The organism is Microbacterium sp. Root61, from assembly GCF_001427525.1.
GTDB lineage: Bacteria > Actinomycetota > Actinomycetes > Actinomycetales > Microbacteriaceae > Microbacterium.
In genome coordinates this window covers 860197-879550 of the sequence record NZ_LMGU01000001.1, presented here as the reverse complement: position 1 = coordinate 879550, position 19354 = coordinate 860197, and the positions used below count along the sequence as shown (strand labels likewise).

Sequence of the window (19354 nt, the reverse complement as noted above, 5' to 3'; positions counted from 1 at the left end):
TTCGTGACAAAGCGCGAATCCTGAGTAACTGCCGCAATGTTCCCGGGGTCTCCGTGTCGTGCTTGATAGGTTGGCTGAGTGACAGCCTCTCTGCCGGTTCCGCAGGAGTCCTATCCGGAACACCCGGATCGGACGGATGCGAATGCCCGGGGGGATGCGCCTATCGTCAAGCTGCCCCCCAAACCTCGTGTGCCCGCAGAGGAGGCTGCCGTCGCTCGTGAGACGGCGGATGCCGTGCCTCCGCGCCCACGCAAGCCCCCGCGTCCGCGCAAGCCCAAGGCCGGCGCGAAGTCTCGTCCGGCGGCGGTCATCGACCCGGGTCCGCCCCCGCCCCTGCCGATCGATGTGATCGCGGCCGACGTGGTCATCCCGCCGAAGCCGCCGTTGCCCGCCGGTGTCGCCGCGGCCGCCGCCGAGCAGGCGGAGGAGGCGGTCGTCGATTCCCCGGATGTCGAGGCGGCAGCCATTGCGGAGGTCGAGGTCGCCACCGAGGCTGAGATAGAGGTCGAGCCTGAACTCGAGGTCGAGCCTGAACCGGCGGTCGAGGCTGAGGCCGCGCCTGAGCGCGAGCCTGAAGACGAGGCTGAGCTTGAGGCTGGGACCGTCGAAGATCTGGAAGCTGAAGTCGCGGTCCTGCCCGAAGTCGAGGCAGAGTCGGATGCTGAGCCGGAGTCCGAACTCGAGGCAGAGCCCGAAGTCGAGGCAGAGCCGGAACTAGAAGTAGAAGTAGAAGTAGAGGTAGAGCTCGAGGCTGACACGGAAACCGAAGTCGAGCCCGAGCTCGAGCTTGAGCTTGAGGACGCTCTCGTTATTGAGACTGTCGCGGATGCTGCCCTCGACACGGAAGAAGTGGTCGAGACCGAACCGGTGGCGCACGAGTCGCACCTCGACGATGCCGCAACGGCGGCCCTCGTGGCGGCCCTGGACGATGCCCCGGTGGGTGCCTCCGTGCCCGCGCCCGCAGCATCCGTCCTCGTCGTTCGGGGACTCACGAAGTCGTTCGGTGAGACGCGCGCGGTCGACGGCATCGACCTGACGATCCCGGCCGGCACGTTCTACGGACTCGTCGGACCGAACGGCGCCGGCAAGACCACCACGCTGTCGATGATCGCCGGACTGCTCCGGCCCGACCGGGGGTCGATCGTCGTCAACGGCGTGGATGCCGGAACCGACCCCGTCGGTGCCAAGCGGGTGATGGGCGTCCTGCCCGACCGCCTGCGCACGTTCGACCGGCTCACGGGACGACAGCTCCTCTATTACTACGGCATCCTGCGCAAGCTGCCGCCCGCTGTCGTGGAGAGTCGCACCAACGATCTGGCCCGTGCCTTCGACCTCACCGATGCGCTCGGTCGCGTCGTCTCCGACTACTCCGCCGGCATGGCCAAGAAGGTCATGCTCGCCGGAGCGATGATCCACTCTCCGCGCCTGCTGGTGCTGGACGAGCCGTTCGAAGCAGTGGATCCGGTCTCCAGCGCGATCATCCTCGACATCCTCGGCACCTACGTCGAGCACGGTGGAACCGTCATCCTTTCCAGTCACGGCATGGACCTCGTCGAGCGGGTCTGCTCGCGTGTCGCCGTGATCGTCGCCGGCCAGGTGCTGGCCGAGGGCACCATCGCCGAGGTTCGTGGTGAGCTGACGCTGGAGCAGCGGTTCATCGAACTCGCCGGTGGTCTGAGCGACGTGGAGGGCCTGGAGTGGCTGCACACGTTCTCCGACTGAGGGCGGCGCTGCTGATCGGAACCTTCCGCGGTGATCCGTCGCATGTGACGCGGGTCGTGGTCGGACTGGTGCTGCTCGCCGCCGCGACCGCTGCCGCGTGCTGGGGACTGCTGACGCTGCGGGATGCCGATTCCGACGTCGCGCTGGCCGTCACCGTGCTGGGCGGTTCCGCTGTCACACTCGGGTTCGCGCTGGCTCCGCTCATGGCCGGCACGTCTGATCCGCTGGATCCCCGCCGGTTCGCGGTGTTCGGGCTGGCACCGCGCCCGCTGGCCGGTGTCCTGGCACTCGCAGGCCTGATCAGCGTGCCGATCTTCGCGCTCATCGCGCTCGGGGTCTGCCTCGTGATCGTGTGGGCCGCCCATGGCGTTCCCTGGGTCATCGGGGCGTGCAGTGTGCTCCTCGCGGTCTTCACGTGCGCGCTCTTCGCCCGTGTCGGCATGGCCGTGACGGCCTCCTTCCTGTCCGAGCGCCGCTCCCGCGAGCTGACGGGCGTCTTCGCGCTGGCCGTGCTCGTCGTGGTGGTCCCGGTCGGCGTCTTCCTCGCCTCGCTGGAGTGGCGCGGATCGGTGCCGACGCAGCTCGGCGAAGCCGTGACCGCGTTGGCGCTGACTCCCTTCGGCGCCGCGTGGGCGTTCCCCGCCCGGGTGGATCAGGGCGCCGGATCGGCGTGGACGTCGCTGCTGATCGCGGTCGCGACCGTCGTCCTGCTCGGCCTGCTCTGGACCTGGCTCGTGCATCGCCTTCTCACGACGACGGAGCGCCCGGCATCCGTCCGCGAACGCGGGGGTCTCGGCTGGTTCGCCGTCGCGCCCGGCACGCCTGGCGGTGGAGTGGCAGCTCGCAGCCTCGTCTATTGGATGCGCGACCGGCGCTACGTCGTGAACAGCGTCGTCGTGCCGATCGCCGCGCTGATCACGATCGTTCCCTTGGTCGTGGCCGGAGTTCCGATCGAGTATGCGGTGCTCGTGCCGGTGCCGATCGCCGCGGTGTTCTTCGGCTGGCTCCCCCACAACGACTTGGCGTTCGACTCGACCGCCGTCTGGATGCACATCGCCAGTGGCGTGCGGGGCGTGTCCGACCGGGTGGGCCGACTCATCCCGGTGCTGCTCATGGCCGTCCCGGTCCTGGCCATCGCGATCCCTGTCGTCATCGCCATCCAGGGCCGCTGGGCGCTCCTGCCGGCGATGGTCGGCGTATGCGCCGCGCTGTTCCTCTCCGGACTGGGCCTGTCGAGCATCTCGTCGGCGGTCGCACCGTACGCCGTCGCCCGGCCCGGTGACAGCCCGTTCCAGCAGCCGCAGCGCACCGGTTCGGCAGGAGCGATCGCCCAGGGCGTCGTCCTTCTCGGAGCCATCGCATTGAGCACGCCGGCCCTGTGGTGGGGATGGCTCGCGCTGACCAGCGATGTCCAGTACGCGACTGCCGCACTGTGGGGCGGGATCGCGATCGGCGTGACCGTGCTCGTGGTCGGCGTCGCGATCGGATCGCTGGCGTTCGAGCGCCGCGGTGGGCGTCTGATGGAGTTCGCCGAGTCCACGTGAGCCGTGGGGCGGCTAAACTGACGTCCATGAGCACTCCCCTCGAGAGCCCCGACCAGGGCGGCATCGCGACCCTCGACCGCGAGCTCGAAGAGCTCATCCGCGAAGAGAGCATCGAACCCGGAGATCACGAGCGCTTCTCGCACTACGTGAAGAAGGACAAGATCCTCGAATCCGCGATCACGGGCAAGCCCGTGCGCGCACTGTGCGGCAAGAAGTGGACGCCGGGTCGCGACCCGGAGAAGTTCCCGGTCTGCCCCACGTGCAAGGAGATCTACGAGTCGATGGTCAACTGACCATCTGAGGTCACTCGGCGTCGGTGAAGACGGTCGGGATCGCCGGTTCGGACCGGCTCAATGCGAGCGCCCGCACGGGAAGCTCCTCGCGCACCTGGGCGTGATGCGCGCGTGCGGCAGTCACGCCTGCGGCGCCCTCGTTCACGGCGTCGATCTCTCCGCCGACGACGAGCTCGACCTGGAGCGATCGCGCATCCGGATGCTCGGAAGCCGTGGCGACGGTCTCGAAGCCGTCCGAGACGATCACCAGTTCGCTGGTGGCGGTGCCGCGGTCGAGGGTGCGGAACGCGGCCTTGCGTCCGCCGCGGGAGCCCTTGTCGGTCGACTTCTTGGCGACGGCGACCCACCCGCCCGCCGAGTCCTGCCGTGCGACGAGCTTGTAGACCATGCCGGCGGTCGGGGTGCCGGAGCCGGTGACGACCGAGGTGCCCACACCGTAGGAGTCGACGGGGGATGCCGCGAGTGCGGCGATCGAGTATTCGTCGAGGTCGCTCGTCACGGTGATGCGCGTGCCGGTGGCGCCGAGGGAATCCAGCTGCTCCCGCACTTCGGCCGCCATGATCGGCAGGTCGCCGGAGTCGATACGCACGCCTCCGAGGCCGGTACCCGCGACGCGGATCGCGGTCTCCACGCCCTGACGGATGTCGTAGGTGTCCACGAGGAGGGTCGTGCCGACGCCGTGCGCGGCGATCTGCGCACGGAACGCGTCCTCTTCGGTGTCGTGCAGCAGTGTCCAGGAATGCGCGGCGGTGCCCATCGTGGGGATGCCCCAGGAACGCCCCGCTTCGAGGTTGGAGGTCGCGTCGAATCCGGTGATGTACGCCGCGCGGGCGGCGGCCACGGCCGAGTCCTCGCCGGCCCGGCGCGAACCCATCTCCGCGAGCGGACGGTCGCCGGCCGCGATCGTCATGCGCGCGGCCGCCGTGGCCACGGCGGAGTCGTGGTTCATCACGCTCAAGGCCAGGGTCTCCAGCACGACGGCCTCGGCGAACGTCCCCTCGACCGTGAGGATGGGGGAGCCTGGGAAGTACAGCTCGCCCTCGCGATAGCCGGTGATCGTGCCGCTGAACCGGTAGTCCTCGAGGTACGCGAGGGTCTCGGCATCCACCACGTTCTCATCGCGCAGGTATCGCAGCTCGTCCTCGCCGAAGCGGAAGTCGCGGATCAGGCTGAGCAGGCGCCCGGTGCCGGCCACGACGCCGAATCGGCGTCCGCCCGACAGGCGTCGTCCGAACAACTCGAACACGCAGCGCCGATGGGCGGTGCCGTCGCGGAGCGCCGCGTCCAGCATCGTCAACTCGTACCGGTCGGTCTGCAGTGCGGTGCTCCCCGTCATGGGGTCAGCCTACTGAGGCCGGCACCGCCCGTGCCGCTGCCAGGGTCGGACCGAAACCGACGGGTAGGCTGGAAATCGTGAACGATGCGCCGATCGGTATCTTCGACTCCGGAGTCGGCGGACTCACCGTCGCCCGCGCCGTCTCGGCGCTCCTCCCGCGCGAATCCCTCCTGTACATCGGCGATACCGCGCGCTCTCCGTACGGCCCGAAGCCGATCGCCGACGTGCGCCGCTACTCCCTCGAGGTGCTGGACACCCTCGTCGAGCAGGGCGTGAAGATGCTCGTGATCGCCTGCAACACGGCCTCCGCGGCGATGCTGCGCGACGCGCGCGAGCGCTACGACGTGCCGGTCGTCGAGGTGATCGGACCCGCCGTGCGCACCGCGATGTCCACCACCCGCAACGGACGCATCGGCGTGATCGGCACGGCCGGCACGATCGGCTCCCGGGCGTACCAGGACATGCTCGAGGTCAACGCGAAGCTCACCGTCTTCGCCGCGGCCTGCCCGCGGTTCGTCGAGTTCGTCGAAGACGGCATCACCGATTCGCCCGAGGTCCTCGAGGTGGCCGAGAACTACCTCGCCCCGCTGCGGCACGCCGGTGTCGACACGCTGGTGCTCGGCTGCACGCACTACCCGTTCCTCGAGGGCGCCATCAGCTACGTGATGGGGCCGGACGTCAGCCTGGTCTCCAGTGACAGCGAGACCGCCAAGGACGTCTATCGACAGCTCGTGAGCCGCGACCTGCTCGCCGGGCCCGATGCGATCCCCACCCACGTCTACGAAGCGACCGGCGATTCCGCCGACGAGTTCGTGCGCCTGGCCCACCGCCTGATGGGCCGCGAGGTGCGCGATGTGCAGCTCGTCCAGACCGGCGCGATCGACCTGCCGCGCTGAGGCGCGGCATCCCCATCCAAGGAGAAGAATGTCCGAGATCATCCGCGCCGACGGCCGTAGCGTCAGCGACCTGCGTCCCATCACCATCGAACGCGGCTGGAGCGCGCACGCCGAAGGCTCGGCGCTCATCAGCTTCGGCGGCACCAAGGTGCTGTGCACGGCATCCTTCACCAACGGCGTGCCGCGCTGGCTGACCGGCAAGGGCAAGGGCTGGGTCACGGCGGAGTACGCGATGCTGCCCCGCGCGACCAACTCGCGCAACGACCGTGAGGCCGTCAAAGGCAAGATCGGCGGACGCACGCACGAGATCTCGCGCCTGATCGGCCGCGCCCTGCGCGCCGTCGTCGACACGAAGGCGCTCGGCGAGAACACCATCGTCATCGACTGCGACGTGCTGCAGGCCGACGGCGGCACCCGCACGGCCGCGATCACGGGCGCCTACGTCGCTCTCGCCGACGCGATCGAGTGGGGTCGTGCGAAGAAGTTCATCGCGCAGAAGGCCACGCCGCTGATCGACTCGGTCGCCGCAGTCTCGGTCGGCATCATCGACGGCGAGCCGATGCTCGACCTCGCGTATGTCGAGGACGTCCGCGCCGAGACCGATATGAACGTCGTCGTCACGGGCCGCGGCCTGTTCGTCGAGGTGCAGGGCACCGCGGAGGGCGCGCCGTTCGACAAGCGCGAACTCGACGCTCTCCTCGAGCTGGGCGTCGCCGGCTGCGCGGATCTGCGCGACCTGCAGCTGGCCTCTCTCGCCGCCGCCGCCTCCGCAGCGGAGTGAGTGGCGTGCAGAACTCCTCGTCCTCGGGCGCAGAGCGCCGTGTCGTCGTGCTGGCGACCCACAATCCGCACAAGGTCGAGGAGTTCCGCACCATCGTGGCCACGACCCGGCCCGACATCGAGGTCGTCGGCTACGACGGTCCGGAGCCGGTCGAAGACGGCGTGACCTTCGCCGCGAACGCCCTGATCAAGGCCCGCGCCGCTGCCGCGCACACCGGGCTGCCCGCGGTCGCGGACGACTCCGGCATCTGCGTCGACGTCCTGGGCGGATCGCCCGGCGTGTTCTCGGCCTATTGGGCCGGGCACAAGAAGGACGCCGTGGCCAATCTCGAACTGCTGCTCGACCAGCTCTTCGACGTCGCCGACCCGCACCGCACCGCGCACTTCGTTTCGACGATCGCGCTGGTCGTGCCGGGCGAGAACCCGTCCGAGCGCGTGGTGGAGGGGATCTGGCCCGGTCGACTCGCGACGGCCCCGGCGGGGGCCGGTGGGTTCGGGTACGACCCGATCTTCATCCCGGACGGACAGGATGCGGCATCCGAGCGCACCGTCGCGGAGTGGTCGGCCGAGGAGAAGAACGCGGCATCCCACCGCGCCCGCGCGTTCGTCGAGCTCGTCCCGCTCCTCGCCACCCTCTGACCCGCCGTCGTCCCCGGAGCGCGTTGCCGCGTCTCGCGCAGCCGGGACTGAGAATCAGACTCATTCCCGAGAGGGCGGTTTGGCGTCTCGGCGGTCCGACCGCGGCCTAGCCTGGTCATATGCACGACCACGCACCCTCCGGCACGAGCGGCATCCGAGGCACCAGCAACCGGCGCCTTCTGGCGCTGTCGTTGACGATCACGTCGGTGGTGCTCGTCGTCCAGGTGATCGGCTCGGTGCTGTCCGGCTCGCTCGCGCTGCTCGCCGATGCCGCCCACATGTTCACGGATGTCGCGGCGCTGGTCATCGCGCTCATCGCGAGCACGGTCGCCGCCCGGCCGGCGAACGACCGGCGCACGTTCGGGTACCAGCGGGCGGAGGTCTTCGGCGCGCTCGTGAACGGCGTCATCCTGATCGTGCTGGCCGTCTGGGTCGCCGTCGAAGGCGTGATGCGGCTGCTCAACCCGGGCGACGTCGAGGTGGCCGGGGGAGTGATGCTCGTCGTCGCGATCATCGGCCTCCTCGCCAATGCCACAGCGATGTGGCTGCTGAGCGCGGCGCAGAAGAGCAACCTGAACGTGCGGGGCGCCTACATCGAGGTGCTCGGCGACCTCATCGGCTCGGCCGCGGTCATCGTCTCGGCCATCGTGATCGTGACAACGGGTTGGGCGCCCGCCGATGCCATCGCGTCGCTGTTCATCGCCGCCATGATCGTGCCGCGCGCGTTCGGGCTGCTCCGCGAGGTCGCTTCGGTGCTCAGCGAGGCCGCACCCAAGGGCATGCACGTCACCGAGATCCGCGAGCACATCCTCGGCACGCCCGGCGTTGTGGACGCGCATGACATCCACGTGTGGCAGCTGACCCGGGGCGCGCCGGTATTCTCCGCGCACGTCACCGTCGAAGACGCCGCGTTCGAAGACGGGCGTGCGGGCGAGATCCTCAGTCAGCTGCAGGGGTGCCTCGCGCAGCACTTCGACGTCGAGCACTCCACGTTCCAGCTGGAGCCGGCCGGACACGTCGAGCACGACGACTCCCAGCACGCCTGAAACCGCCGGTCAGTCCTCGCGGACCACGTCGTCGGGCGACTTGTCGGGCCGCAGCCCGCGCCACCGCGCCTGCCGAAGGATGCCGCCGGGTGTGAACTCGGCGAACTCGACCTCACCGACCAGCGTCGGCTGCACCCACAGGGCGTCGGAGGCGTCGACATCCGGCACCCCGACGAACGGATTCGTGTCGGTGCGGAGCGGCCTCAGGGCGGCCTCCAACTGTGCGAGGACGCTGTCGCTGAAGCCCGACCCGACGCGGCCCGCATACCGCAGTCCGTTGGGTCCCGGCACGCCGACCAGCAGTGAGCCGATGGCGTTGGTGCGGCCGCCCTTGCCCGGGCGGATCGCGCCGATCACGACCTCCTGCGTCCGGGTGAGCTTGACCTTGAGCCAGCGCTCCGAGCGGACGCCCCGGCGGTACGTCGATTCGGGGTCCTTCACGACGATCCCCTCGAGCCCGAACTCGTGGCTGGCCGCGAGGGCGCCGTCGACGTCGTCGAAGACCGGGGGCACGACGATCGCCGGGATCGCCGCGTGTGCCACGGACTCCAGGATGCCGCGCCGCTCCGCGAGTGGCCGTGCCGCTGCATCCGTCCCCGCGTGGGCGAGGACATCGAACAGGTAGTACTTCACCGGCGTGCGCGGCATCTCGCGCTCGATCTCGCGCGGTTTGGTGAGGTTCATGCGCGACTGCAGCCGCGGAAAGCTCGGCCGTCCCTTCGCATCGAGCGCGACGATCTCGCCGTCCACGATCGCCGGGTCGGGGCCGAGTCCGGCGTCCACCCGAGTGAGCTCCGGGTACTTCGCGGTGATGTCGTTGCCGCTGCGGGCCTGCAGCCGCAGGCGGGTGCCGTCCCAGATGCCGATGGCACGTATGCCGTCCCACTTCACTTCGACCCACGATCCACCGTGCTCCGCCCAGCGCTGTGCCGCGCTGCGCGCCATTCCCGGCGTCGCGTGCGTGGCGAGCATCGGCTCGATCCGGCCGAGACGGTCAGCAGGGGGCGGCGCGCCGGCTTCCACGCCCGCATCGGCATCAGACGTCGCGGCGTGATGCACTGCGGCACCCCGCGGCTCGTCGGCCTGCGGACTGGGTTCGACCGGCTCACCATCCGGCTGCGGGTGGCCCGCGGCATCCGTCTTCATCCGATGCAGCAGCCAGGTCGACTTCTCGCCCTCGCCATCGGTGCGGATGAACGCGAGGCGCACCCGTCCGAGTGGTCCTCCGGGTCGACCTTCAGCCGTGAAGATGACCTCGTCGTCGCGCCACTTCTCCAGTTCGTAGCGGCCGTCGTCCCAGATCGTCACGGTCCCGCCGCCGTACTCGCCGCGCGGGATGGTGCCCTCGAACGTGCCGTATTCGAGCGGGTGGTCCTCGGTCATGACCGCGAGGTTGTTGCGCCCGGAGGTCGGTGGCACGCCGCGCGGCACCGCCCAGCTCACGAACACACCGTCGTGCTCGAGACGGAAGTCCCAGTGCAGCCGGGTGGCGTGATGCTCCTGGATGACGAACCGCGGCAATTCGCCGGGAGTGGTCGCCGCGCCGAGCGGGTTGGACGGTACCGGCTCCGGGGTCTTCCCGGCCGTGCGCTTGGAGATGTAAGTGCTGAGGGGGCCCTCGTCGGCGGCGCGTCCGCCCGCGTGGAACCCGAGCGCTGCGAGCGGATCGCCGAGGCTCTCGGCGCGTTCGAGGACCTCTTCGAACGACAGCTGCCGCAGCTCGGGATCGTCCAGCTCCTCCCACGTGCGCGGCGCGGCGACGGTCGGATGCGGACGCCCGCGGAGCGAATAGGGCGCGATCGTCGTCTTGGCACCGTTGTTCTGGCTCCAGTCGATGAACACCTTGCCGGGGCGCAGCGACTTGCTCATCGCACTCACGACGAGGTCGGGATGGTCCGCTTCGATCGCCTGCGCGAGTGCCTTGGCGACGGCCGTGACCTGCTCGCTGGATTGCGTGCCGGGCAGCGCCGCGTAGAGGTGGATGCCTTTGCTGCCGCTGGTCACCGGGTACGGGTCCAGCCCCATGCCGCGCAGGATGTCGCGTGCCCATCGCGCGACCTGCGCGGTGTCCGCAAGCTCGACGCCCGGGCCGGGATCCAGGTCGAGCACGAGTCGGTCGGGGTTCGCCCGACCACCGTCCGGAGCGAACTGCCACTGCGGAACGTGCAGCTCCAGGCTCGCGACCTGCGCGAGGTAGACCAGGGTCGGCACGTCGCCGACGAGGGGATAGTCCTTGGCCCCGGTGGAGTGGTCGATCGGCATCCGGCGCACCCATTCCGGAGCACCGCGTTCGAGGTCCTTCGCGAAGAACGGCTCGCTCGGATGCTCGGTCGTACCGACGCCCTCGGGCCAGCGCTTGCGCGTCACGGGGCGGCCGACGAGGTGCGGAATCATCAGCGGAGCGATCCGCGTGTAGTAGTCGATGACCTCGCCCTTGGTCGTTCCGGTCTCCGGATACAGCACCTTGTCGAGGTTGGTGATACGCAGACGACGGCCTCCGATGCGCACCGTCTGCTCGCCTGCCATGCGCCCAGGGTAGCCGTGGGCGGTGTGACAGGTGTGTACTGGTGTGATGAGAGCGATCTGGAAAGGCGCCCTGACGTTCGGCCTCGTGAACGTCCCGGTCAAGGTGTACTCCGCGACCGAGGACCACGACGTGCCGCTGCACCAGGTGCACAACAAAGACGGCGGGCGCATCCGGTACCAGCGCATCTGCGAGATCGACGGCGAGGTCGTACCGTTCGCCGACATCGACAAGGCGTACGACGACGGTGAGCGCACGGTCGTGCTCACCAAGGAGGACATCGACTCGCTGCCCGCCGAGCGCAGTCGCGAGATCGACGTCGTGGAGTTCGTGCCCAGCGAGCAGGTCGATCTGCTGACCCTGGACCGGGCCTACTACCTCGAACCCGACGGCGCCTCGCCGAAGGCGTACGTGCTGCTGCGCAAGACGCTCGAGCAGACCGAGCGCACCGCCATCGTCCGCTTCTCGCTGCGCCAGAAGACCCGCCTCGCCGCGCTGCGCGTGCGCGGTGACGTGCTGGTGCTGCAGACGCTGCTGTGGGCAGACGAGGTGCGCGAGGCCGCGTTCCCCGCGCTGGATGAGCCGGTGCGGATCTCGGCGAAGGAGCTGGAGCTCTCGGCATCCCTCGTCGACAGCTTCGCGAGCGATTTCGACCCGTCGCAGTTCGTCGACGAGTACCAGGAGGAGTTGCGCACCCTCATCGACGCGAAGCTGGAGAAGGGCGATGCGCTCGACACGTCCGAGACCTTCGGCGACCGTGAGGTCGAGGAGACCGGCGGTGAGGTCATCGACCTCATGGAGGCGCTGCGTGCCAGCGTCGAGCGCAGCCGGGCGGCCCGCGCGGGTGCGGCGGACGGCACGAAGAAGGATGCCGCCTCCTCCGACTCGACGGCAGCGGAGAAGTCCGCGAAGTCGAGCAAGAAGAAGGCGGCGAAAGCCTCCTGAGCCTTACGGCCTCGGGGAGTCCTCGGGGCCGTCCGTGTGGGGCAGCTCGGGTGCGCGTTCGAAGACCTCGGGGTCCAGGACGAGTTCCTTGGCCTCTTCGGCGTCGGTGATGACGTCTTCTCCCGCTGCCGCAGCCTTCTTCGCCTTCGACCGCTCGCGGAGATAGTGCCACAGTGTGACCAGCGCGGTCCCGCCGACGGCGATGAGCAGGATGACGTCGATGTACTCGGTGACGAGATCGCGGACGAACGGGATGAATCCGATGGCATAGCCGAACATCGTGAGCCCGAAGCCCCAGAGGACGGCGCCGATCAGGTTGTAGAGCGTGTACTTGCCCTTGTGCATGTGCCCGACGCCGGCGGCGACCGGGGCGAATGTGCGGACAATCGGTACGAAGCGGGCCAGGATGATCGTCAGCCCGCCGAAGCGCTCGAAGAACGCGTTGGTGCGTTCGACGTTCTTGACGCTGAACAGACCGGATTCCTTGCGCTCGAAGATCGCCGGACCTGCCTTGTGTCCGATGAGGTATCCGACTTCACCGCCGACGAAGGCAGAAAGCCCGATCAGTAGGGCGACCCACCACACGCTCATGCCGAACACTCCGTGCGGGGCCGCCGTCGTCGAGTGCGACAGCAGTCCGGCGATGACCAGCAGGGTGTCGCCCGGGAGCAGGAAGCCGATCAGCAGTCCGGTCTCGGCGAAGATGATGAAGCACACGACGAGCAGGGACCAGGGGCCGGCCCACTCGATGATGGCGGCCGGGTCGAGCCACGGAATGAGAGCAATCTGATGCACGAAGGGGGTCCCGTCGGTGGAAGCAGGTCGGCGGTCGGCAGATCATCGGATGCTGAGGCATCCGATCGTGCGGAAGGTGGGACTTGAACCCACACGCTCGAAAGCACAGGAACCTAAATCCTGCGTGTCTGCCAATTTCACCACTCCCGCGAGTGGGATCAGTCTACTGGCGCGCCTGGACATCACCTGGGGGGTGAACCCCCGTTTCCGGTGCCGACTGCGGACGAGTCGCGTCAGCGCTTGATGCCGAAGCCGAAGTACGCCAGTGGGCCGATCCAGTTGATCAGGATGACCGGGATCCAGACCGGCTTGGGGCCGCGCACGTCCTCGGCCGGCCTGTTGCGGAGGTCCCAGAACGCCAGGAACGCGAAGGCGACCTGGGCGAGCCCGACCACGAACAGCGCGAGTCGTGCGATGGGACTGGTGGTTTTCTCCACTCGCTGAGTCATGTCCTCATCCTGCCACCGGCGTCGCGTGAGAGGGACCGCTGCGCGAAAACGAATCGCCCGGGTCACCCCTGGCGATTCGTCGATGCGGCCGCTCAGAGCCAGGTGAAGGGCACCATTGCGGTCATCACGACGGAGACGACGAAGACCGTCATCCCGAAGCCGACCAGGATCAGCTTCGTGCGCTCGCGCCGGACGACGGCGGCGACACCGAGGAGGAACAGCGTGATGGCCATCAGCGTCGCGGCCAGTGTGAGCCGGTCGCCGTACCCGTTGTACTCGTCGCCCTGAGCGACGGTGGCCGCGCTCGCGTCGTCCTTCTCCGCCCATGCGCCGTAGAGGGAAGCCTGGTAGTCCTCGTCATCGAGGGGGCTCGTGTACATGGTCGGGTCTGCGGCGTTCTCGGCATCCGCGCGCTGGATGGCACCGTCGAGGTCGTCGGAGACGTTCATGAAGTAGATCTCGTCGTAGGTGGCGGAGGCCACTGCCGCAGCCGCGGGATCGGTGCTCTCGGACGCGATGCTGAGCTCGGCGAGTCGAGACAGGGTCTGCGCGTCCTGGATGAACTGCTGGTTGGCCTCAAGGTACAGCGATTCGGCCTCGGTCTGCGCGTTCTGCCCTTCGGCGTACGCAGTGGCCTGCATGCCGTCGTACAGGGCGGCCTGGAAGGTGGCGTAGGCCGTGGCGACGGAGACGACGCCGAGCAGGATGACGACCAGGATTTCCATGCGGAAGGTTCTGGTCTCGGATTCGGGGGTTGCGGTCGGGGCCGCGACATTGTCAGACACGCTGTAACCGTATTGGCGTGGCCAGGCCGCCTCCGACCATGTGACGAAACGCCCCTGTGGATAGTTCGCGGGGCGGTCTCGGCGTGAAGCGCATCATGGACGGATGATTTCCGGACCCGCCGTCGCCACCGCTGTCGCGGAGCGTGTGCGCGAGCGCCTGCGGGCCGATCAGACCGACCCGGCGAGCCAGCCGGAGCTGACGGCCCAGATCGCTCGGGCCGAGGTCCGGCGGCACAACGACTTCGCTCTCGCGCGGGGTCTCGTGACCGTCGACGACGAAGCATCCTGTGTCCGTGACGTGCTCGCGGCCGTCGCCGGGTACGGACCGTTGCAGGTCTACCTGGACGATCCCACGGTCGAGGAGCTGTGGATCAACGCGCCCGATCGGATCTACGTGGCGCGCGGTGGGCGGTCCGAGCATCTGCCGCTGACGCTCACCGACTCCGCGGTGCGGGATCTCGTCGAGCGGATGCTGCATTCCACCGGTCGACGCGTCGATCTGAGCCAGCCGTTCGTGGACGCCTCTCTTCCCGATGGCTCGCGACTGCACGTCGTGATCCCGGACATCACGCGTCGGCACTGGTCGGTGAACGTGCGCAAATTCCTGCCGGCGTACCGGACCCTCGGAGCGTTGGTCGCATCGGGGTCGGTCGAACCGGCGGCGGCAACGCTGCTCGCAGGCGCCATGCGGTCGGGGAAGAGCGTGCTGGTCTCGGGTGCGACGCACGCCGGTAAGACGACGCTGCTAGGTGCGCTGATCGCCGCGTGTCCGCCGGAGCATCGCATCGTCACTGTGGAGGAGACCTTCGAGCTCGGCGTGGACGCGCCCGACATCGTCGCGCTGCAGGGCCGCCAGCCGAGCCTGGAGGGCAGCGGCGAGGTGACCCTGCGACGGCTTGTGAAGGAAGCGCTGCGGATGCGCCCCGACCGGCTCGTGGTCGGCGAGGTCCGCGATGCCGAAGCGCTGGATCTCGTGTTGGCCTTGAATACGGGTGTGCCGGATTACGCAATGGGCCTAAAACCCCGTAGTGCTCGACGATGGGGCCGGAGTCGACCCACAAATGTCCTATATCCCGTCCGAAATTCGAAGCAATCTTCTAAGGTCCACGGAATGACGCACAATCCTAAAGTGGGGAGCCGACTGCAATAGGCTTCGCCTGTGACCTTCGCCGCCAACTGGACGCCCAGCGACCACTTCGGCATGTGGCAACTGATAGTCGCAATTCTTGGATTCGGCCTCGCGTTCTGGCAGCTAGTCCGCACGGCGAACGCCACGGTGGCCTCCAACAAGGCACTACAAAGGCGGCTCTTGCACAACGATCTTCTCGTGATGTTGCCTGAGGTTCACGCGCTAGAAGACGCAGTCGATAGAGCCGCACGCGTTGGGGAGCGGGACGACGTATCGATGGCCCTGGTTTCATACAGCCGTCGTGTGACTTCGATGGTCGGAGCTCTCAAGTCCGATGCAGCCCTCAAAGACCACAAGGTGACGAAGGCGCTGGCCGCAGCGGCGAAAGCGGCGGGAGAATTGAAAGCAACCCTGTACGACGTTGAGAAGCCCGACGTGCGTGCTCTGGTTCGCCCGGTGCAGGTGAAGATTCAGACCGCGAGTCGTGAAACTGGTGAGGTGCTGGCCGCGCTACAGCGGTCGGGAGAATCTACGGATGGGAAGAAACGTGGACGCGCAGTCCGATAACGAAGCGCAGGCGATCCTCAAGGGTCTCGCTGCTCAAACGTCCTCTGGCAAGTTGGAGTGGGAAGCGTCCACCTTCGAGCCGGATGAGTACAAAGCCGAGTCGCGACGGTTCCAGTACTTCATTCGATCACGCGACGGTGATGGTAGTGCGCCCTACATCTTTGAGCTGTACACCCTCGGCGCAATCTCCGACGGAACATTGTTGGCGTTGTCGTCGAGTGATGCCGATGCGGCTACATTGCTCGCTTCGCTCTATCAGGGCGCGAAACGTGCCGCTTCTCCGTATCCGAACGGGATCGCAAGCGAGGTGCTGAGCGACTTGGGGAACCTCTCGGACTGAGTGGGTGGGCTTTTTCTGGTGGCGTTCGCATGCACCCCGCCCCAGTATCCATTTTCACCCGCAGGGGTCTGAAACATTCTGGTGAATAGATATAATCCGTTGTTGAGCGATCCTGCTTCGATGGGAATCTCAGCCCCTGCCAGATGTGCGCTGCCGAGATGATCCGAATGTTTGAAGTCTCTTCGATTCGAAACGCCGGAGGGCGCGGGGCAGACAGGAACCGGCACAGAAAAGCCCCCTGAACATGTGATCGGCTCAGAGGGCTTCGAGGGCTTCTGTCACAGACTCAAGGCGGCGCTGACAGCCTTAACGCGGGCTCGGGTGCGTTGGGCTTCGCTCCATAGCGCCCGGGCCGTCTCGGCACAGGATCGGCACGCAAGCCAACCAGATCCATCCCGTTCACCGTTCGGTAGGTGCTCCCCGAAGTGCCGCGTGATCGGCGGGTTGACTTCTCGGCATACGGGGCAGGTTTCTTCGGCGATCCTGCGCAGTTCCGCTTCTACTGCGAGCTTCGGTGCCACGACTGCCTCCCATGATTGGGCGGATCGGCTCAGGTGTTCGGCACGTGCGAGCACATCGGGAAGGCGATCCTCCATGAGCTTCGCCTGTGCTTCGCCGTTGAAGATCGTTCGAGCGGGGTCTTGCTCTTGCACAAGCTCCCACGCTGCGGCGTCGAGGTACTTGAACGGCTCGGGTGTTGCTGCGTCATAGGCCGCGCGCTGATCGGCGGGCACTTTAGGGGATGGGGACATTGTTACTTTCCTTTCTTGGTTGTGTCCGGCTCAGGGTCCGGCTCGGTTGTGGTGGTTTCGTCGTCATCGAGCAGAGCGGTTAGCTCGGCGTCTGTGACTCCGGTGAAGGGGCTTCGGGGTGCGTTTGAAATCCCGAGGGATGTCCCGAGGGATACAGGGATATCGGATGTGATGTCCTCCTCATCCCCCGGTACTGGTACCGGGGATGTAGGGACAACATCTGGACGCGTTGTGAAGCCGTCCCAGATCGCACGTTCGGCGTCGGCTTCTGGAGTCGGAGCTAGGTTGCTGATGAGCCGGAGACTCTTCGCGTTTCCGACTCCGGCCTCTTCGATCACGGAGCCGTCTTCGATCATGTCTGTCAGCGCTGCCAGCGCTCCGGGGGTGCTGTTCTTCCCGAGCCCGAGCGCGTCCCACAGCTTCGCGCGTGAGGGGAGCGATCCGCCGCCGTCCGTCAGAGCAAGTGCGATCCGCTCACGCTCGGCGGTGTGCGCTGCGGCTGCTTCTGCGAGGATCGCGCCGGTATCTGGAGCCTGTAGCGTCCAGGTCGAGACTTCGCCAGTTGCGTCGAGGTAGAAGGTTGCTGCGCACTCGCCTGCACGGACTCCGATATCTCCGCCGTTGTCCTTGCCCAGGATGAAACGGAGTCGTCCGTGCCCATCCTTTACGAGTCCACTACCGGTCGGCGCATCGAGATAGTAGATCGCGCCCTTGTAACCAGAGTGCTTCGCCTGGGAGCCGATGGGCATGAGCTTGTTCTGCGCATCCTTCGGGATGTGGTCCGTGACGATTACGCACGCTCCTGCGTCCGCAAAGTGACGGGGGAGCTTGAACCATGCTGTGACATCATCCGTGCGGTGGCTGTCCCCTCCGGTCAGGTTGTTGAACGACTCTGCGAACGTGTCGATGATGACCACCGAGGGCGAGCGCTGCATGAGTGATTCCAGTGCTTCCGAGGTTGGCATCTCGGTTGGCTTGACGTAGAGGAAGCGCGAGCGGATCACGTCATCCGGGATGCCGTAATTACGGAGTCGCTGCACGATGCGTCCGGGGTGCTCTTCGTAGTCGACGTAAAGCACGGTCTGACCATCCCGGAGAGCTTCGGCGCACACAGCAAGCGCGGCAAGGGTCTTGCCCGTGCCGCCCACCGCGTGGAACTCATTCACCGTTCCGGGGTAGAACAGTCCCATACCGTCAGTTCGGCGAAACACGGTCGGCTTGGGCGGCTCGTAATCATCTGCCATAACGTCAGACAGATCACGCGGAGCCCAACTGGCACACTCGGGAGCCGGAATTCCAAACGCCGCACTGGGGTGGGCTTGCTGAGCATCTTGAGCGCGCTCTATGGCTTCCGCACGCATCTGCGCCTGAGGTAGACGGCTCTCCCAGTCCCATCCAAACTCGGCTTCGGCTTGCTCGGGAGTGAGCGCTTCGAGCCGTGCTAGGTCGGAGACGGGAGTCGTGGCCGTGTGCTTGCGATACCAGTCGACAGACACAGCCCCGAACTCGTCTTCTAGCTCCGCCCATTCGTCGGTGTGCTTCGCGGCCTGCGTTCCAAGCGCGCTTGACCATGCTCGATCCATGCGCGCTTGACGCTCGGCTACCGACGTCCGGGTGTCCGTGCGCATGATGTACGCGTTAGAAATCTGCGCCCGTAGGGTCTCGATGCCTTCCGACTCCGGGAAGCGCACCGCGACCCATGCCAGAGACATGAGCGCCGCGTTCGCGTCGGGGTGGCGAGACGTGTCCGGGTGACGCTCTGAGACTGCGAGAACGCGCGGGGATAGCTCGCCACTCTCGAAGCGCGTAGGGCCGTCGTACGGGCGCTCAGCGCTGCTAGCGCGCGCATTGCTGCTCAGGTACTCGACCCAGGGTTCGGGAAGCTCGGCCACCATCTCGGCGATGTCCTGCGCGGTCGGGAAACGCTCTAGGGGAGCATCCTCGGGGGAGTACCACTGCTCTAGTTCGCCCGTCCGCCCGTTGATCGTCGGAGCTACGAACATGAAGCGGTGATGCTGGTCGACGATGTCTCCGGCCCGGTCCCCGGTCGCTGTGCGGTAGTCCCCGCCGAAGCGCGAGCCGGACGGCACACGGTAGAGACTCTTCCGGCGTGGGGCTCCCGCGCCGCGACTTGTGCTGTACAGCGTTGCGCCGCGAGTCCCCAGCGCGGTTTCGAGGTCGCGCACTGGGTTGGCGTAGTCGTCATCGAGTACGACGAATCCGTCAGGGACGAATAGAGCGGTGCGTGCGTAGGCCCAGCGGTCGCCGTCTCCGGCCCATCGCTCGGCCTTCGCGCGGCTCCACTTCTGAAAGCCTGCGGGGGGCTCGGCATTGACAGGGACAGGGCAGAGCCCAGCATCTGCGTAATGTTCCCAGGCGTCACGGTAAGGGAGGTAGGGAAGCGGGTAGTTCAGTTCCTCGGGGAGGATGCTCGACAGTTCAACCACAGTCGGCACCGCCGAATCCTTCGGAGTGTGCATCTCGCTGCGCGCGTGCGCGTTCGAGATTGTCCATATTCGCCTCGATGCGGTTGAGCGCTGCTAGTAGAACGCCTACGCCTCGAAGATGGGTTGCTACCGGATATGCCCCCGGTGCGGGGCTTGCTAGTCGATGGGTATCCATCACGGTTCTCATTCCCAGATACAGAAAACCCCCGTCAGGGTGAGAACCGCAAACGGAACCTGACGGGGGTGGAATCTGAAATCTGTGGGGTGGGTTGGCTGCGTATCCGTTGCGGTTGTTCTCGGTTCCATTATCCCACAGGATGAAACCCGAGTCTAAATGAATCCCAGGTCAGAAGGGTTTTCTTGAC

The 19354-nt window shown here is 67.1% G+C and carries 18 protein-coding genes and 1 tRNA gene; 11 read left to right on the top strand and 8 right to left on the bottom strand.

Going from position 1 to position 19354, the window contains the following annotated elements:
• The first annotated feature begins 78 nt into the window (after nt 1–78).
• Genes ASD65_RS18685 through ASD65_RS04295 form a run of 3 tightly spaced genes read left to right on the top strand, consistent with a single transcriptional unit; the run spans nt 79 to nt 3559 of the window.
• Nucleotides 79–1722 (top strand): ABC transporter ATP-binding protein, encoded by a 1644-nt coding sequence (locus ASD65_RS18685; protein ID WP_235566601.1) that lies wholly within the window; start codon nt 79–81, stop codon nt 1720–1722.
• Nucleotides 1698–3266: a hypothetical protein gene (locus ASD65_RS04300; protein WP_056218988.1), complete on the top strand. Its 1569-nt coding sequence runs from the start codon at nt 1698–1700 to the stop codon at nt 3264–3266. The genes ASD65_RS18685 and ASD65_RS04300 overlap by 25 nt, the downstream gene beginning before the upstream one ends.
• A gap of 26 nt (nt 3267–3292) precedes the next feature.
• Nucleotides 3293–3559 carry a DUF3039 domain-containing protein gene (locus ASD65_RS04295; protein ID WP_056218985.1) on the top strand — a complete coding sequence of 89 codons (267 nt, stop codon included), beginning with the start codon at nt 3293–3295 and terminating at the stop codon, nt 3557–3559.
• A 10-nt stretch (nt 3560–3569) separates the two neighbouring features.
• Here ASD65_RS04295 and ASD65_RS04290 read toward each other — a convergent pair whose 3' ends face one another.
• Complete coding sequence (locus ASD65_RS04290; protein ID WP_056218982.1) at nt 3570–4895, bottom strand: nicotinate phosphoribosyltransferase; 1326 nt, start codon at nt 4893–4895, stop codon at nt 3570–3572.
• Nucleotides 4896–4972: 77 nt separating this feature from the next.
• Here ASD65_RS04290 and murI point away from each other — a divergent pair, with 77 nt between their 5' ends.
• The 4 genes from murI (at nt 4973) to ASD65_RS04270 (ending at nt 8256) form a co-directional block, all read left to right on the top strand.
• Entirely contained in the window at nt 4973–5791 is an 819-nt protein-coding gene (gene murI / locus ASD65_RS04285) for a glutamate racemase (RefSeq protein WP_056218977.1), read from the top strand.
• Between the two features lie 28 nt (nt 5792–5819).
• Nucleotides 5820–6572: a ribonuclease PH gene (gene rph, locus ASD65_RS04280; RefSeq protein ID WP_056218974.1), complete on the top strand. Its 753-nt coding sequence runs from the start codon at nt 5820–5822 to the stop codon at nt 6570–6572.
• Nucleotides 6569–7210 (top strand): RdgB/HAM1 family non-canonical purine NTP pyrophosphatase, encoded by a 642-nt coding sequence (rdgB, locus tag ASD65_RS04275; protein ID WP_056218971.1) that lies wholly within the window; start codon nt 6569–6571, stop codon nt 7208–7210. Before rph ends, rdgB begins: the two co-directional genes overlap by 4 nt.
• 119 nt (nt 7211–7329) lie before the next feature.
• Nucleotides 7330–8256 (top strand): cation diffusion facilitator family transporter, encoded by a 927-nt coding sequence (locus tag ASD65_RS04270; RefSeq protein WP_056218969.1) that lies wholly within the window; start codon nt 7330–7332, stop codon nt 8254–8256.
• 9 nt (nt 8257–8265) lie between these two features.
• On the opposite strand, the gene ASD65_RS04265 is transcribed toward ASD65_RS04270, so the two are convergent.
• Nucleotides 8266–10782, bottom strand: a complete 2517-nt coding sequence (locus ASD65_RS04265; protein WP_056218965.1) for an ATP-dependent DNA ligase — start codon at nt 10780–10782, stop codon at nt 8266–8268.
• A 46-nt stretch (nt 10783–10828) separates the two neighbouring features.
• Here ASD65_RS04265 and ku point away from each other — a divergent pair, with 46 nt between their 5' ends.
• Nucleotides 10829–11725 (top strand): non-homologous end joining protein Ku, encoded by an 897-nt coding sequence (gene ku / locus ASD65_RS04260; RefSeq protein ID WP_056218963.1) that lies wholly within the window; start codon nt 10829–10831, stop codon nt 11723–11725.
• Nucleotides 11726–11728: 3 nt separating this feature from the next.
• Here ku and ASD65_RS04255 read toward each other — a convergent pair whose 3' ends face one another.
• The 4 genes from ASD65_RS04255 to ASD65_RS04240 all read right to left on the bottom strand — a co-directional run bounded on the left by ASD65_RS04255 (nt 11729) and on the right by ASD65_RS04240 (nt 13754).
• A complete protein-coding gene (locus tag ASD65_RS04255; RefSeq protein WP_056218960.1) occupies nt 11729–12520 on the bottom strand; it encodes a DedA family protein in 792 nt (263 codons plus the stop codon).
• 68 nt (nt 12521–12588) lie between these two features.
• Nucleotides 12589–12670, bottom strand: a tRNA-Leu gene (locus ASD65_RS04250).
• Between the two features lie 83 nt (nt 12671–12753).
• Complete coding sequence (locus ASD65_RS04245; protein WP_056218956.1) at nt 12754–12969, bottom strand: PLDc N-terminal domain-containing protein; 216 nt, start codon at nt 12967–12969, stop codon at nt 12754–12756.
• A 92-nt stretch (nt 12970–13061) separates the two neighbouring features.
• The gene (locus ASD65_RS04240) at nt 13062–13754 is read right to left on the bottom strand and encodes a hypothetical protein (protein WP_156378778.1); all 693 of its coding nucleotides are present in this window, start codon (nt 13752–13754) and stop codon (nt 13062–13064) included.
• Between the two features lie 103 nt (nt 13755–13857).
• On the opposite strand from ASD65_RS04240, the gene ASD65_RS04235 reads away from it, so the two are divergent.
• From ASD65_RS04235 to ASD65_RS04225, 3 genes are read left to right on the top strand one after another with little or no spacing between them, the layout of a single operon-like run.
• On the top strand, nt 13858–14904 hold the full coding sequence (locus tag ASD65_RS04235; protein ID WP_082561565.1) for a CpaF family protein: 1047 nt from the start codon (nt 13858–13860) through the stop codon (nt 14902–14904).
• Between the two features lie 9 nt (nt 14905–14913).
• A complete protein-coding gene (locus ASD65_RS04230; protein WP_056218951.1) occupies nt 14914–15450 on the top strand; it encodes a hypothetical protein in 537 nt (178 codons plus the stop codon).
• The gene (locus ASD65_RS04225) at nt 15431–15790 is read left to right on the top strand and encodes a hypothetical protein (protein ID WP_056218948.1); all 360 of its coding nucleotides are present in this window, start codon (nt 15431–15433) and stop codon (nt 15788–15790) included. The genes ASD65_RS04230 and ASD65_RS04225 overlap by 20 nt, the downstream gene beginning before the upstream one ends.
• A gap of 278 nt (nt 15791–16068) precedes the next feature.
• Here ASD65_RS04225 and ASD65_RS18930 read toward each other — a convergent pair whose 3' ends face one another.
• Entirely contained in the window at nt 16069–16542 is a 474-nt protein-coding gene (locus tag ASD65_RS18930) for a hypothetical protein (RefSeq protein WP_156378777.1), read from the bottom strand.
• 2 nt (nt 16543–16544) lie between these two features.
• Nucleotides 16545–18998: an AAA family ATPase gene (locus ASD65_RS04220; RefSeq protein WP_056218945.1), complete on the bottom strand. Its 2454-nt coding sequence runs from the start codon at nt 18996–18998 to the stop codon at nt 16545–16547.
• Between the last annotated feature and the right edge of the window lie 356 nt (nt 18999–19354).

What these genes read in the sequence shown, in the direction of transcription:
- ASD65_RS04245 (WP_056218956.1), bottom strand. Translation starts at nt 12,969, where the DNA reads ATGACTCAGCGAGTGGAGAAAACCACCAGTCCCATCGCACGACTCGCG.
- ku (WP_056218963.1), top strand. Translation starts at nt 10,829, where the DNA reads ATGAGAGCGATCTGGAAAGGCGCCCTGACGTTCGGCCTCGTGAACGTC.
- rph (WP_056218974.1), top strand. Translation starts at nt 5,820, where the DNA reads ATGTCCGAGATCATCCGCGCCGACGGCCGTAGCGTCAGCGACCTGCGT.
- ASD65_RS04265 (WP_056218965.1), bottom strand. Translation starts at nt 10,782, where the DNA reads ATGGCAGGCGAGCAGACGGTGCGCATCGGAGGCCGTCGTCTGCGTATC.
- ASD65_RS18930 (WP_156378777.1), bottom strand. Translation starts at nt 16,542, where the DNA reads ATGTCCCCATCCCCTAAAGTGCCCGCCGATCAGCGCGCGGCCTATGAC.
- ASD65_RS04235 (WP_082561565.1), top strand. Translation starts at nt 13,858, where the DNA reads ATGATTTCCGGACCCGCCGTCGCCACCGCTGTCGCGGAGCGTGTGCGC.
- ASD65_RS04270 (WP_056218969.1), top strand. Translation starts at nt 7,330, where the DNA reads ATGCACGACCACGCACCCTCCGGCACGAGCGGCATCCGAGGCACCAGC.
- ASD65_RS04290 (WP_056218982.1), bottom strand. Translation starts at nt 4,895, where the DNA reads ATGACGGGGAGCACCGCACTGCAGACCGACCGGTACGAGTTGACGATG.
- ASD65_RS04295 (WP_056218985.1), top strand. Translation starts at nt 3,293, where the DNA reads ATGAGCACTCCCCTCGAGAGCCCCGACCAGGGCGGCATCGCGACCCTC.